At 55.7% G+C, this 13,933-nt stretch carries 11 protein-coding genes; 6 read left to right on the forward strand and 5 right to left on the reverse strand.

Translation table 11 applies throughout. The features are described 5' to 3' along the window. Positions 1 to 42 precede the first annotated feature (42 nt). Positions 43 to 300 carry an acyl-CoA-binding protein gene (locus ACW9KT_RS13800; protein WP_457081340.1) on the reverse strand — a complete coding sequence of 86 codons (258 nt, stop codon included), beginning with the start codon at positions 298 to 300 and terminating at the stop codon, positions 43 to 45. Between the two features lie 151 nt (positions 301 to 451). Here ACW9KT_RS13800 and ACW9KT_RS13805 point away from each other — a divergent pair, with 151 nt between their 5' ends. Both ACW9KT_RS13805 and ACW9KT_RS13810 read left to right on the forward strand, forming a co-directional pair. Then, positions 452 to 1,735, forward strand: coding sequence for an amidohydrolase family protein (locus tag ACW9KT_RS13805; RefSeq protein ID WP_457081342.1), 1,284 nt, complete (start codon positions 452 to 454; stop codon positions 1,733 to 1,735). 137 nt (positions 1,736 to 1,872) lie between these two features. Beyond that, the gene (locus tag ACW9KT_RS13810; protein WP_457081344.1) at positions 1,873 to 2,550 is read left to right on the forward strand and encodes a hypothetical protein; all 678 of its coding nucleotides are present in this window, start codon (positions 1,873 to 1,875) and stop codon (positions 2,548 to 2,550) included. A gap of 67 nt (positions 2,551 to 2,617) precedes the next feature. On the opposite strand, the gene ACW9KT_RS13815 is transcribed toward ACW9KT_RS13810, so the two are convergent. Beyond that, a complete protein-coding gene (locus ACW9KT_RS13815; RefSeq protein ID WP_457081346.1) occupies positions 2,618 to 3,652 on the reverse strand; it encodes a hypothetical protein in 1,035 nt (344 codons plus the stop codon). Positions 3,653 to 3,862: 210 nt separating this feature from the next. On the opposite strand from ACW9KT_RS13815, the gene ACW9KT_RS13820 reads away from it, so the two are divergent. The 3 genes from ACW9KT_RS13820 to ACW9KT_RS13830 all read left to right on the forward strand — a co-directional run bounded on the left by ACW9KT_RS13820 (position 3,863) and on the right by ACW9KT_RS13830 (position 7,191). After that, positions 3,863 to 5,050 (forward strand): zinc dependent phospholipase C family protein, encoded by a 1,188-nt coding sequence (locus ACW9KT_RS13820; RefSeq protein WP_457081348.1) that lies wholly within the window; start codon positions 3,863 to 3,865, stop codon positions 5,048 to 5,050. 319 nt (positions 5,051 to 5,369) lie between these two features. Further along, positions 5,370 to 6,275 (forward strand): manganese catalase family protein, encoded by a 906-nt coding sequence (locus ACW9KT_RS13825; protein ID WP_457081350.1) that lies wholly within the window; start codon positions 5,370 to 5,372, stop codon positions 6,273 to 6,275. 124 nt (positions 6,276 to 6,399) lie between these two features. Next, positions 6,400 to 7,191 carry a peptidylprolyl isomerase gene (locus ACW9KT_RS13830; RefSeq protein WP_457081352.1) on the forward strand — a complete coding sequence of 264 codons (792 nt, stop codon included), beginning with the start codon at positions 6,400 to 6,402 and terminating at the stop codon, positions 7,189 to 7,191. 155 nt (positions 7,192 to 7,346) lie between these two features. On the opposite strand, the gene ACW9KT_RS13835 is transcribed toward ACW9KT_RS13830, so the two are convergent. The 3 genes from ACW9KT_RS13835 to ACW9KT_RS13845 form a co-directional block, all read right to left on the reverse strand. Further along, complete coding sequence (locus ACW9KT_RS13835) at positions 7,347 to 7,742, reverse strand: hypothetical protein (RefSeq protein WP_457081354.1); 396 nt, start codon at positions 7,740 to 7,742, stop codon at positions 7,347 to 7,349. Positions 7,743 to 7,881: 139 nt separating this feature from the next. Next, positions 7,882 to 9,975: a M13 family metallopeptidase gene (locus ACW9KT_RS13840; protein WP_457081356.1), complete on the reverse strand. Its 2,094-nt coding sequence runs from the start codon at positions 9,973 to 9,975 to the stop codon at positions 7,882 to 7,884. Positions 9,976 to 10,136: 161 nt separating this feature from the next. After that, positions 10,137 to 12,254, reverse strand: a complete 2,118-nt coding sequence (locus tag ACW9KT_RS13845; protein ID WP_457081358.1) for a M13 family metallopeptidase — start codon at positions 12,252 to 12,254, stop codon at positions 10,137 to 10,139. Positions 12,255 to 12,410: 156 nt separating this feature from the next. Between ACW9KT_RS13845 and xseA the strand changes: the two genes are divergently transcribed. Continuing rightward, positions 12,411 to 13,817, forward strand: a complete 1,407-nt coding sequence (gene xseA, locus ACW9KT_RS13850) for an exodeoxyribonuclease VII large subunit (RefSeq protein ID WP_457081360.1) — start codon at positions 12,411 to 12,413, stop codon at positions 13,815 to 13,817. Positions 13,818 to 13,933: the final 116 nt, after the last annotated feature.

A 13,933-nucleotide genomic window follows, 5' to 3' on the forward strand; every position in this document is an offset into this window, starting at 1 on the left:
CTGGGGGGCTTTTTTAGCTATGTAGCAATGAGCAATAGCTCTTTAATCGGCAGCCAAAAAGTTGACCAGATCCACGTACTCCTTGCGTGCTTCGTCCTGCGACTTGCCGCTGATGGCCGCCCAGGCGTCGTACTTGGCAATGCCTTTGAAGTCGAAGCCGCCGGGCCGGTCGCCGGTTACGTCGCCTTCGGTGGCTTGTTTGTAGAGCGCATATAGCTGGAGCAGAATCAGATTGGAGGGCTTAGTGGGCAATTGTTGGGCACGCTGGGCGGCGGCTTCAAACTCTTCGGTAGTGGCCATAAATAGGGCGGATTAGAAATGGTAAGGCAATGAGTTAAGTGAGGAGTTGCGAGTTACGAGTTTTCTGCTGCACCTTGCAAATAACGCGGCAGCCAGATACAGGCTTTGCCACGCGGCCATCATCCACTTTCACCCCACCAACTTCTACCCCATGCGTCTCCTCCTCGCGCTGCTGGGGGGCTTTTTTATAAGCCTCGCTCCTGCTCACGCCCAAAAAACTTACCTGCACTGCGGCCGCCTACTCGATGTGCGCACTGGTCGCTTGCAACCCGATATGACGGTAGTAGTTGAGAATGGACGCGTAGCCGCCGTACAAAGCGGCTTTGCTACCGGCAGCGGTGCCGACAAAGTAATTGACTTGAAAAACAAAACGGTGATGCCGGGCCTACTCGATATGCACGTGCACTTGGAACACCAAACCAGCAAAACCAACCAGCTCGACGAGTTCACCCAAAATCAGGCTGATGTTGCTTTCGTGTCGCTGGAGTACGCCCGCAAAACGCTTATGGCCGGCTTCACCACCGTCCGCGACCTGGGCGGCTCGGGCGTAAATGTGGCCTTGCGCAATGCTATTAACCGCAACCAGGTGCCGGGCCCACGCATTTTTACGGCGGCTAAGTCACTCTCCGGTACCGGCGGCCACGCAGACCCCACCAACGGCTACCGCCAAGACCTGATGGGCAACCCTGGCCCCGCCGATGGTGTGGTGAACAGCCCCGACGAAGGCCGCCAAGCTGTGCGCCAGCAGTATAAGAATGGGGCCGACCTAATCAAGATAACGGCCACTGGCGGTGTGCTCAGCGTGGCCAAAGACGGCAGCAGTGCCCAGATGACCGAGGCCGAAATTCGCGCCATCGTGGAAACTGCCCGCGACTTGGGCCTGAAAGTAGCCTGCCACGCTCACGGCGCAGAAGGCATGAAGCGCGCCATCCGGGCCGGCGTAACCAGCATTGAGCACGGCACCCTCATGGATGATGAGACCATGAAGCTGATGAAGAAAAACGGCACCTGGTACGTGCCCACCATCACGGCAGGTAAATCGGTGGCCGACTCAGCCAAAATCATGGGTTACTATCCGGCACTGGTGACGCCCAAGGCCCAAAGCATTGGCCCCAAGCTGCAAGCCACGTTTGGACGCGCGTATAAGGCTGGAGTGAAGATTGCCTTCGGGACGGACGCGGGCGTATTTCGCCACGGCGCCAACGGACTGGAGTTTGCTTATATGGTTGAAGCCGGAATGCCCCCCATCGAAGCTTTGCGCGCCGCCACCATTCACGCCGCCGACCTACTCGGCCAGAGCGACCAGCTAGGTACGCTGGAAGCTGGCAAGCTCGCCGACATTGTAGCCGTAGACGGCGACCCACTACAGAACATTGCCGCTATGCAGCGGGTCCGCTTTGTAATGAAACAAGGGGTGGTATATAAGCAAGAATAGGCATGAAGCTTGCCTGACGAGGCAAGCACTGAAAACCGAGGACCAATTGGGTTTAACGGGCTTCTATCAGCGCTGCTACACCCGGCTGATCCTCGATCTTATTTTGCACTAATCTTAGCTTATTTTCTTTTATCTACATGAAAATCTTTACTACGCTTGCCTCGCTATTGACTGTAGCCATAACGGTACCTGCTCTGGCCCAAACCGAGTTGAACACTAACCCACCGGCTACGCCATCTTCCCCCGTGGCACCTACTACCCGCTCCACCATATATGCGGGACAGCCAGCCTCCGTTGCCGCCCCCACAAGCCTCTATCGCACTTCCTCCCTGGGCATCGATTTAGGGTGGGGTGGGCCATATGGGGGCTTGGGCTTTTACTACGCCCATTTAGTCGCACCTGGCACCGACATAAATGCGGGCTTCGGATTAGGCGTAGGGGGCAAATTGGGCATTGGCGTGCGACATTTTTTTAACCCAACCCGATCCTTCTCGCCATATGTTGGGGCTAACCTGTCCCGTTCAGGTCGCATCGACAATTTCAAATTGACCATCGACGAGGGCATGCCCACGCAGGAGTCTACAGCTTACACGCTGGCACCTAGCGGCGTGCTGAACCTACGCTCCGGCGTACGCTGGCAGCCGGGCCGCGTAGGCCTTCTGGGCACCCTCGGTTACGGCGTGCTCTTCACCGGCAACCCAGTAACCTACGCCAACGGTCAGATGCCCTCGCAGCGCATGCGCGATGTGGTGGAAGCTACTAGTCCTGGTGGCCTGGAAATTACGCTAGGCATGAGTATCGGCTTAGGTCGATAACTGGCTAAGAGTTGTCTATAAAAAAGCCTCCCAGTATCATTACTGGGGGGCTTTTTTATAGACAACTCTACTCCGGCCGCGGTCGTCCCAACATCAGCCGCAGATTGAGGCGCACTATATCACCCATAGTGCGGCAACGGTTAAACTGGGTAGTGTGGTGGTGCTGATTTAGCTCCTGCTGCAAATGAGCCGTTTTGTCGGGCGGCGATAGCTCATCGGGGCGCATGCAGTCCATCAGGTCTTTGAGGCGGTAGCGTTCGGCGCGGGCGCGACGGGCCATTAGGGTGCGTTCTTCGGTCTGGTACTGACGGATGCTTTCGGCCGTGAGCAGCTTGCTACACAGCTGCACCACGGCACGGTTATCCTTGAAATACTGGGGCAAATACATGGTCTTTTTTCCCTCGTAGCTCTGCTGATCAAAGTCGATGGCGCGTACGCGGTACTGCTCGTCCTCAAAGTCAGGCGTCACGTCAATGACGTAATTGTAGGCGCGCATATCGCCCAGCAAACGCGCAAAGCAACGCTCGTTGAACTTCACAAACTCCTTGGCAATGCGCACCTGATTAAGATGAGGCCGCTGCAGATGGTCGCGGATAAAATCGTCGCCCGGAATGCCAGCAATGTGCTCCTCAATCAGCGAGTCACCGCAAACCAGGTAGTTGATGCTGTTAGGCGAAAGAATATGCTCCAACTCCAAGCCATAGACCCGCGAAGCATCAGCGCGTTTCACGTAGAAATAGTCGTAGTTGTCGTTGAACTGATTCACGATGCGCACCCGAAACGGATTGGAGTTGCCAAACTGACAATAATCGATGCGGTCGGTCAGCAGGTGCTCACTAAACGACAAATCGCCGTCGGTTTTTAACAGCGCGTACACCTCCGTGAGGCCTGCGGCCAGCTCCTGCAGCATTGAAGGCTCATAGAAAACCGTTTGCCAGAGCGTATCACGCCCATTACGGTCCACGAGCGGAAAAGCGCCGCTAATGCGGGTGAGGTCTAGGTAGGTGACGGGCAGCCGGGTTTCGCGGTCGTACTCGTGCAGGTAACTCCGCAGCGGTTTGCCGATGGAGTAAGAGATTTTCTTTTTGGTGATTTTGGTCATGGACGGGTGGGGCGGAGTCGAGGTAAGTTATTAAAAGAACATCATGCAGCGCGGCCCGCAGCATCTCTCCGGCCCTTAGAGCTGATATTTCAGCGTCAGCACGCCAGCCGTTTTGAACCGTGCTACACGGCAGCCTAGATTTAACTACCACCTACTCCGAAAAATACCGAACTTCGCGGCATCCTTCTATTCTGGCCTGTCCTTGCCGTTATGAAAAAACTCTTTATCACACTTACACTGGTACTCGTATTGCCAGTATTATCTAATGGTTGGGGGTTCTTTGCCCACAAAACCATTGCCCAGGTAGCTATTTATGCTCTTCCCAAAACCATGCAGGCCTTCTATTTCCGCCACATGGATGAGTTGGTGAAGCTCTCCATAGCGCCCGACGAGCGCCGCGAAACGGATGATGCCGAAGCTCCCCGCCACTTCATCGACATGGACCATTTCGGCGACGACCCCTTCAATGACATGCCTAAGGCGTGGGACGCGGCCACAGCCAAATACACTGCCGATACTTTGCGCAAATACGGCACTGTGCCGTGGACGGTGCTAGAGGTAAAGGAGAAGCTAACTGAAGCCTTCCGCCAGCGCGATACCACGGCCATTATTGCTCTGTCGGCGGACTTGTGCCACTACATTTCCGACGCTTACGTGCCCTTGCATACTACCATAAACTACGACGGCCAGCTCAGCAACCAGACGGGTTTGCATAGCCTGTGGGAGTCGAAGCTGCCTGAGCGTCACATCGCTAAGTACAAGCTGGACAGCAAGTCAGCTAAGTATATCAAAGACCCGCAAGCCGCTATCTGGAAGGTAGTACAGGAATCGTACGGCTTCCTAGGAGCTACTTTTGACTTTGAGGAAGCCGTGACCCGCAACTTCACGCCCGAAACCAAATACACTTTCTCGCACCGCTATGGCAAAACCCGCCGGGCTTACTCCGACGCTTTTGCTGATGCGTATCATGAAAAAGTAGGCGGCATGGTGGCTTATCGCCTCAAGCAGGCGCCCACGTCGGTTGCCTCGATGTGGCTCACGGCCTGGCAGGATGCCGGCAAGCCCGACTTGAACGCCCTGATGACCCGCAAGCCGGACAAAGAGGAAAAAGCCATCCTTGCGGCCCAGCTAAAAACCTGGAAGAACAATGAGCTAGTAGCGCAAAACACACTATTGGCCTTGCAGAAAGAGAAAGTAGTAGAGCGCCCCGATGAAATCAAATCGGCCGACCAGTCAGCGCCTGCCCCCGCGCCTGCTGAGCCGACCCCGGCTCCGGCCATCGTGCCCGCCCCAGCCCCAGCTTCCATGCCCGTAGTGCCCGAAAAGGTGAAAACCAAAGTGAAGACCCCAACGGGCACCGATAAGCAAAAGGCCAAAAAGACCGACGACGGCTGGTAAAAAAGCCCCCAGCGGCCGTTTTGCTGCTTACTAGAAGCTTCCTCCAATCATTCAGGTAACTGGCTGGTTGGGGGAAGCTTTTTGTTTGTGCGCCAGCATGCCCGTATTATGTATCATCCTCTAACTACGGTTGAGCTGTCAAGCTTAAGCTGTTAGTATCAGCTACTTAGCTATCCTTTCATCTATAGCTATATAGTTGATCTTCAGTGGATTAGTTTAAACTTCAGCTTGTGTGAGCCGTAGGGTTAAAACGGACTCGTTGAGCTTACGGGCTGGGCGTTCTATTCTTTCACTTCCACACTCTTACCAGATTACCGCTATGATCTTACGCTATGATCGGCTGGCCGTTGAGTTGCCCAAGCCCAAAAATCCTTCGCCCAACGATGCCGCTGCCATTCAGGAGCTACTGGGGGGCAAATATGGTGAGATGTCGACGCTGATGAATTATACGTTTCAGTCGTTCAACTTCCGGGGCCGCGACCGGCTCCGTCCTTTCTATGACCTAACGTGCAGCATTGCTGCTGAAGAATATAGCCACATTGAAGCCGTATCGTACGCCATTAACTTGCTGCTGACCGGCCAGACCGTGCGTGGTAAAGATCCGGTGCCCGGCCCGCTGAAAGGCGCGGTTGATGCCCGCAATAGCTACCATTTCCTGAGCAGCCCTCAAGCCGCTGTGCCTTTCGATTCGATGGGTAACCCTTGGACGGGTCAATATGTGCATAGCAGTGGCAATTTGAAGCTGGATTTGCTGCACAACTTTTTCTTGGAGTGCGGCGCCCGCGCCAACAAAATGCGGGTGTATGAAATGGTGACGGACCCCTGCGCCCGCACGATGGTAGGCTACCTGCTGGTACGCGGCGGCCTGCACGTAGTGGCCTACGCCAAAGCCCTCGAAAAGCTGACCGGCGTGGAAGTGACCAAACTGGTGCCCGTACCTGAGCTGAGCAACGATGCTTTCCCCGAGGCCAAAAAGCTTCAGGACCAGCAGAAGCTTCACCTCAAGCTCTACACCTTTAGCCCCGACGACTATAAGCAGGCTGGTATCATTTGGAATGGCAATCACCCCGAGGATGGCCAACCACTGGAACTGATTCAGGGCGGTTTTCAAGGCGTACCGTACCCAGAGTTGGAAGAGGAGCCCCAGCTTAACTCGCCCGGCGCCGACGACTACGACCCCGATATGTTCAAGGACATCGCCAAGAAAATGGGTATGAAGATGTAACTGAATAGTTCTGGCTTCGGCTACTTAGATTTGGGTGCTGCCTTCGGTTGAATGGCAGCACCTTTTTTTTGGCTTCACCAAACGGACGGCAGGCGTAGGTCGGTCCGTGCATTTGCCTTGTCGTATGCGTTTCCTCTTCGCTGCTTCTCAAATTTGCCCCCCAGGCTGGCGTATGTCGCTGGTAGCACTAGGACTGACTATTGGGTTTCTGCCGGCCTGCAATCAGTACCAACCCCCAGCGGAAACCGCCACACCGGAAGCACCCGCCGCTCCCACTATTCCCGGCCCCGAGCTTACGTCTCTATCCGACAGCAATGTAACTGAACTGCTCCTCCCCTATCTCAAACAATACCCCGCCGATGAGGTAATCGTGCATACTCGCCACGGCGATATGCGCGTGCGCCTCTACGACGACACGCCTATTCACAAAGCCAATTTCCTGCTCCTCTCCCGCCACGGTGTGTTCGACGAAACCGTTTTTAACCGCGTGGTAAAAGGCTTTGCCATTCAGGGTGGCCGGGGCGAGAATCGTACTATCCCAATTGCCCGCTACCGTCTGCCCGCGGAATTTCGCCCCAATCGATTTCACAAGCGCGGCGCCCTAGCCATGGCCCGCTACGACGATGACCAAAACCCCGACCGCCGCTCCTCCTCCACCGACTTCTACTTCACCCTCGGCGAAAAGCTCACCCCCGACCAATCGCGCCGCATGACTACCCGCACCCTCACCCCCGAGCAAGTAAGTACCTACGCTACCCTAGGTGGCGTGCCCCCTCTCGATGGCCAGTACACGGTGTTTGGGGAGGTTGTGGAAGGCTTGGAAGTAATGAATAAAATTGCCGCCGAGCCCGTCGACGCTTATAAATGGCCCCTGAAAGATGTGGGTATCAAGATTGAAGTAGTAGAGAAAAAGTAGAGAACTAGTAAGGCAGTTGCTAGTAAGGCCGTCATGCAGAGCAGAGCGAAGCATCTCGCGTGCTGACGTTGCCAAGCTAAACAACTAAACATGCGAGATGCTTCGCTCCGCTCTGCATGACGGCCATTTGGACTGTGCTATTAGCTGTTAGCTTTCTACTCCCGGCGAATAGCTGTGAGCAGAATCTTGTACGCGTCACCTTGCTGAGCTTGAGTGAACTCTTGTAGCTCCTGACGCGAGAAGCTTTTAGTTGAGTTCGAGTCAAACAGATTGGGCTCCTTTTCCAGGTCCACGTCGGCAGAAGTTACTTCGCGGCGGGCGGGGTGAAAATGGGCACTGTCGGCAGAAAAGCGGATTAACTGATAGTAGAAATAACTCGGCTTCGTGCTGCCCGCGGGTTGGTAGCTAACTACATACACATCACCTGCCTCTGGACTCGCCAGATAATCTTGAAGTGTTTGCTCTTTACTCTGACAACCAACCAGCAGAATCAGGGAATAAAGAAAGCTAATGAAAGCGGGCCGCAGGAGCGGAAAGAGTCGGAGTTTCATAAGGAGTTGGAGGGCAAATTGGCTGGAAATCTGATAGCTTTTACGTGTCCCGTTCAAAGGCAACTACCTGAGACAATAACGATAAAAGGCGACCCGCATGGTGCGAGTCGCCTTTTAGCATAGTCAAAAATCTACACGCTTACCAGATAACGGCGCGCTTGGTTTCAGCACGCACCATCTTCGCGTCGTCCTTGCAGCCGAAGGCTTCGAAGAACTGAGGCATATTCTGGAGCGGGCCGTTGGTGCGGAATTGAGCTGGCGAGTGCGGATCGGTCAACACCTGCTGGCGCAGGTACTCCGGGCGGGCGTTGGTGCGCCAGATCTGGGCCCATGCTAGGAAGAAGCGCTGCTCGGGCGTCAGGCCGTCGATTTTAGTTTTGGGCTTGCCTTCCAGCTGCTTTTGCAGGGCAGTGTAAGCAATGCTCAAGCCGCCGAGGTCAGCGAGGTTTTCGCCCATGGTCAGCTTACCGTTTACGTGTACCGAGTCGAGGGGCGTGAAGGCGTCGTACTGGGCGCCCACGATGGCGGCGCGGGCTTCAAACTTTTCTGCATCCTCTTTAGTCCACCAGTCGCGCAGGTTGCCTTCAGCGTCGTACTGACGGCCCTGGTCGTCGAAACCGTGGGTAAGCTCGTGGCCGATGACGGCACCCATACCACCGTAGTTTACGGCATCATCGGCTTTCGGATCGAAGAACGGCGGCTGCATAATACCAGCCGGGAACACAATCTCATTCATTGATGGGTTGTAGTAAGCATTCACCGTGGGTGGTGTCATACCCCACTCCTTGCGGTCGATAGGCTTGCCGAACTTGCTTACGTTGTCGTTAAAACCCCAAATACGGGTATTAATCACGTTTTGCGCGTAAGAATCTCGGCTAATGTTCAAGGCCGAATAATCCTTCCACTGATCCGGATAACCAATTTTCACCGTGAAGGCGTCGAGCTTCTTCTGGGCCTCAGCCTTGGTAGCGGCGCTCATCCAGGTATTCTTCTGAATGTGCTCGGAGAAGGCCGAACGCAGATTATTTACCATTTCTAGCGCCTTGGCCTTAGCCTCAGGCGTGAACGCCTTATCCACGTACAGTTGCCCGAATGCTTCACCTAAAGCGCCATCGGTGGCGCGCAGCATACGCTTCCAGCGCGGCTGCTGGGCCTTGGCACCACTGAGCACTTGGCTGAAACGGAACGACTCATCCACGAACGACTTGGGCAGCGCCGAGGTCATCGACGTTACAAAGTGCCAGCGCATGTATGTTTTCAGATCGGCCAGCGGCGTATCTTTCATTAAGGTGCTGGCTTCTTTGAAGAATGCTGGCTGCCCAATAATCACTTCTTTGGCGGCCCCGAGCTTATTGTTAGCCAGCAGCGTAGGCAGACCCAGGTTTGGGAACTGCTTGTTGGCCTCGGCCACGGTCATTTTATTGTAGTTGGCATACGGGTCGCGTAGCTCCACGCGAGCCTTGCTGGCCTTCGCCAAGCGCGTTTCGATGCGCATTACCGTAGCTGCGTTTTTGGCCGCAACAGCTTCTGTATCACCGGCCAGCTTGAACGTGTTGGTCAAATACGTTTGGTAGGCAGTGCGGATAGCTTTGGAACGCGCATCGTCCTTCAGGTAGTAGTCGCGGTCGGGAAGGCTTAGGCCGCCCTGGTACATATTCACCGCGTACTGGGTGCTCATTTTATCATCCTGCCCTACGTAAGCGCTAAAAAAGGCCCCCGTGCCCAGCATCTGATGACGTGCGAGTAGAGTTTGCAAACCCTTCAGGTCTTTTACAGCTGCAATGCGGTCCAGCTCGGGTTTAAGGGGCGTAATGCCAGCCTTCTCAATGGCCATTGAATCCATAGCCGTGAAGTAGTAATCACCTACTTTCTGAGCGTTGGAGCCTTTAGCAGCGCTGGTGTTGGCTGATGCCTCATCCAGAATCTGGCGCATGATGGCGTTGTTCTTGTCGGCCAGCTCATTGAAGCTACCCCAGCGAGATTCAGCCGCCGGAATTGGGTTGTTCTTGAGCCAGTTGCCGCTGGCGTATTGGAAGAAATCTTGGCAAGGATCTACCGACTTATCTAGATTGGCTACATCCAGACCTACGCCTTTTACCATAGGCTCCTCGGTGGTGGTATTCGTGGTAGCGGCAGTGTCGGTGGCGGCAGGTGGAGTGCTGGTGGCACAGCCCCCAAGGGCTAACCCGGCAGCGGCTACTACGGCCAGGGTCAGACTTTTCTGTTTGTTCATAATGGGTGGAAAGGCAGAAAAAGGGTGTAAAACAGGAGTATTTCGAGGTGAAAGATAAAGAAAAAGCTCGTCTAAGGAGGCAGTGAGCAAAGCCATGCAGCACAAAAAAGCCCCCAACCACAGGCTGGGGGGCTTTTTCAAGAGCAATAATCAAATCAAGCTTACCAAATACGAGCGCGCTGATTCTGTGCGCGTACCATTTTGGCGTCTTCCTTACAGCCGAAGGCCTCATAGAACTGGGGCATGTTCATGAGCGGACCGTTGGTGCGATACTGAGCCGGCGAGTGCGAGTCGGTCAGCACCTGCTGACGGAGATACTCCGGCCGGGCATTGGTACGCCAAATCTGAGCCCACGAGAGGAAGAAACGCTGCTCGGGCGTGAAGCCATCGTACTTAGGCACGTTGCCATTCGGATACTTCTTCTTGAGCTGCTTCTGCAGAGCCGTAAAGGCGATGTTCAGGCCACCAAAGTCAGCGAGGTTTTCACCCATGGTCAGCTTGCCATTCACATATACCGAGTCGAGGGGCGAGAAAGCGCTGTACTGAGCACCCACCATGTCGGCGCGCTGGGTGAATTTCTCTGCGTCCTCTTTGGTCCACCAATCGCGCAGGTTGCCTTCCGCGTCCGACTGGCGGCCACGGTCATCAAAGCCGTGCGTGATTTCGTGGCCAATGACGGCACCCATACCACCGTAGTTCACCGCGTCGTCGGCCTTCGGATCGAAGAAGGGCGGCTGCATGATACCGGCCGGGAACACAATCTCATTCAACGACGAATTATAGTAGGCATTCACCGTGGGGGGGGTCATGCCCCACTCGCCGCGGTCGATGGGCTTGCCGAACTTACTCACGTTGTCTTTGTATTCCCACATGCGAGCGTTGAGCATGTTCTGCAAATACGACTCGCGCGAAATATCCAGAGCGGAGTAGTCTTTCCACTTATCGGGATAACCGATTTTTACTACGAAGGCGGCGAGCTTTTTCTGAGCTTCGGCTTTGGTGTCGGCGCTCATCCAATCCAGTTGGTTGATGTGCTCCGACATAGCCTCGCGGATGTTGTTCACCATCTCCATCGCCTTCTCTTTCGTCTCAGGCGTGAAGGCTTTATCTACATAGAGTTGGCCAAAAGCCTCGCCCAACGAAGCATCGGTAGCGCGCAACATGCGCTTCCAGCGCGGCTGCTGTTGCTTAGCCCCCGTCAGGACCTGATTAAAGCGGAATGATTCGTCTACGAAGGCTTTGGGCAAAGCTGGAACCGCTGTGGAAGCTACGTGCCAGCGCAGATAAGTTTTCCAGTCGGCCAGTGGCTCAGATTTCAGAGCAGTGCTGGCTTCCTTCAAGAAATCAGGCTGTCCTACAATTACCTCTTTGGCCGACCCCAAACCCATTTGCTGAAGCAGCACGGGCACGTTCAGGTTCGGAAACTGCTTGTTGGCCTCGGCCACAGTCATCTTGTTGTAGTTGGTATACGGGTCGCGCAGGGCTACCCGGTCCTTGCTAGCCTTTGCTAAGCGTGTTTCTAAGCGCATTACCGTGCTGGCATTCTTAGCAGCAGTGGCCTCATTATCGCCCAACATCTTAAACATATTGGTCAGATATGTCATGTAAGCCGAGCGAATAGTTTTAGAACGCGCGTCGTCTTTCAGGTAATAGTCACGGTCGGGCAGGGTGAGACCACCCTGTGACATATAAACGGCATACTGGGTGCTGTTTTTGCGGTCCTGCCCTACATAAGCACCAAATACCGAGCGGGTTTGGAGCATCTGCTGGCGCACGAGCACTGATTGCAGGCCTTTCAAATCCTTAATAGCCGCGATGCGGCTTAACTCGGGCTGCAAGGGCTTCAAGCCAGCGGCCTCAATAGCCGCCGAGTCCATGGCAGAGGCGTAGAAGTCGCCTACTTTCTGCAGGTTGCTGCCTTTGGGAGCACTGGTATTGGCGGCGGCTTCCTCCAGAATCTGGCGCATTACGGCCTCGTTCTGGTTGATAAGCGTGTTCCAGGAACTCCAGCGCGATTCGGTGGCCGGAATAGGATTGTTCTTAAGCCAGGTGCCCGAAGCGTATTGGAAGAAGTCATCACAAGGCTGCACCGACTGGTCAATGTTGGCTGGGTCCAAACCCACGCCTTTCACAACGGCTCCCTCGGTGCTGGCAGTTGTAGCAGTGGTAGCGGCAGAAGCAGTGTCCGACGTGGTCGACGTCTTCGAGGAGCTACAGCCGGCCCAAGCCAGACTCACCGCGGCCAGAGCGGCCAGCGTCAGACTGTTGCGGTTTTTCATATGAAATAGGTTGGTGAAACAGATGATTGAGGCAAGAAAGATAAGCGAAAGCGTCCAAACAGATGATGGCTAAGTTATACTAGTCACCATCTGTCCTATAAGTACTCTTATGGCTTTCCTTGTTCCCGCATCCCTCAATTCCGTACTTTGTAGTATATGCCGCCGCTATTCAATCGTCGCCCCGAGCCCAATTTGCCCCCCAGCCGTCCGCCGCTGGCTTTGCCGTTAGCCGAGCTGCTGCTGCGCGTAAAACAAACGCTCACTGACCGCTTTGCGGACTCTTACTGGGTGCTGGCCGAAATAGCGGAGCTGACTCCGCCCCGCCACGACGGTGCCCATTGTTACCTTACCCTCACCGACCAGCACCGCACCGGCCGCGGCGCCGAACTCAAGGCCCAGGCTCGCGCTACCATCTGGAGCCAGCGCTATCAGGCCTTGGCGCCAGCTTTCTACGAGGCTACGGGTCAGCCGCTTCAGCCGGGCCTGAAGGTGATGCTGCGGGTGCAAATCAAGTTTCACGAGCAGTACGGCCTCAGCCTCGATGTACTGGCCCTCGACCCTACCTATACCGTGGGTGATTTGGCCCGGCAGCGCCTCGATACGGTGCGCAAGCTCACAGCTAAAGGCTTGCTGGAGCGACAAAAGCGTCTTCCGCTCGCCATTGGGCCTCAGCGCTTGGCCGTTATTTCCTCACCCACGGCCGCGGGCTTTCAGGATTTTATGCAGCAGCTCAGCGAGTCGGTGTATGACTTCTCGGTGACCTTGGTGCCGGCCCTCATGCAGGGTGCGGAGGCGCCAGCCAGCATCCGCGCCGCTCTAGACCATATCCGGCCCCGGCGGCGCTCCTTCGATGCGGTCATCATCATCCGGGGTGGCGGGGGCAAAACTGACCTGTTGGCATTCGACGATTATGGCCTAGCTGCCGCCGTGGGCGCCTTTCCGCTGCCCGTTATTACCGGCATCGGCCACGACCGCGACGAGGCCGTAGTCGACCTGACGGCGCACACGGCCTTGAAAACGCCCACGGCCGTGGCTATCTTCTTTCTGGAGCGTCTTGCCCGCCTCGATGCGGCTTTTGATGGGTATGCGGAGCGTATTCAGGAATTGGCTTTGAACCAGGTGCAAACCGCCGCTGAGCAGTTGCGTCGCTTGGCCCGCTATACACAGCAAGCGGCCCAAGCGCAGTTTACCCAGCAACGCAACTTGCTGCACCAGCGCATCCGGTTGGCTGCCACCGCGCCGCGGGCCCAATTGCGCCAGCAGTACCGTAGCCTAAACCGGACGCGCCACACTGCACAGCGCGCCGCACAGCGGGCACTAGCCGGCCAGCAGCGCCAGTTGCGCACCTTTGGGCGGGCGTTGGCCCAACGCTTCCGGCGCCACCAGCAGCGGCGGCAGCTTCAGTTACTGCGGCAGCGCTATCAGTTACAGCTCGCGGCGGAACGGCTATTGCATCGGGCTGAGCTGCGGCTAGCACACCTGCAAGCTATTCCTCAACCTGACGTGCTGGGGGGCATTTTGGTGGGATCATTACCTGCGCTTCCGCCCGAAGTCAATCCTTAGCTTATAGCAGAGGCCGGCGGGCTTCTCTCCTGCTCTGCCCGCCGGTCTTTACAAACTAAAAAGCTCCCCATTTTTACCTTTACTTACTTCGTCGCCGCGCGTTGGCAGCTTTGCTA

This window comes from Hymenobacter sp. HD11105, from assembly GCF_054051685.1.

Coding starts and splice junctions, on each gene's coding strand:
- ACW9KT_RS13800 (WP_457081340.1), bottom strand. CDS start 300: ATGGCCACTACCGAAGAGTTTGAAGCCGCCGCCCAGCGTGCCCAACAA.
- ACW9KT_RS13805 (WP_457081342.1), top strand. CDS start 452: ATGCGTCTCCTCCTCGCGCTGCTGGGGGGCTTTTTTATAAGCCTCGCT.
- ACW9KT_RS13810 (WP_457081344.1), top strand. CDS start 1,873: ATGAAAATCTTTACTACGCTTGCCTCGCTATTGACTGTAGCCATAACG.
- ACW9KT_RS13815 (WP_457081346.1), bottom strand. CDS start 3,652: ATGACCAAAATCACCAAAAAGAAAATCTCTTACTCCATCGGCAAACCG.
- ACW9KT_RS13820 (WP_457081348.1), top strand. CDS start 3,863: ATGAAAAAACTCTTTATCACACTTACACTGGTACTCGTATTGCCAGTA.
- ACW9KT_RS13825 (WP_457081350.1), top strand. CDS start 5,370: ATGATCTTACGCTATGATCGGCTGGCCGTTGAGTTGCCCAAGCCCAAA.
- ACW9KT_RS13830 (WP_457081352.1), top strand. CDS start 6,400: ATGCGTTTCCTCTTCGCTGCTTCTCAAATTTGCCCCCCAGGCTGGCGT.
- ACW9KT_RS13835 (WP_457081354.1), bottom strand. CDS start 7,742: ATGAAACTCCGACTCTTTCCGCTCCTGCGGCCCGCTTTCATTAGCTTT.
- ACW9KT_RS13840 (WP_457081356.1), bottom strand. CDS start 9,975: ATGAACAAACAGAAAAGTCTGACCCTGGCCGTAGTAGCCGCTGCCGGG.
- ACW9KT_RS13845 (WP_457081358.1), bottom strand. CDS start 12,254: ATGAAAAACCGCAACAGTCTGACGCTGGCCGCTCTGGCCGCGGTGAGT.
- xseA (WP_457081360.1), top strand. CDS start 12,411: ATGCCGCCGCTATTCAATCGTCGCCCCGAGCCCAATTTGCCCCCCAGC.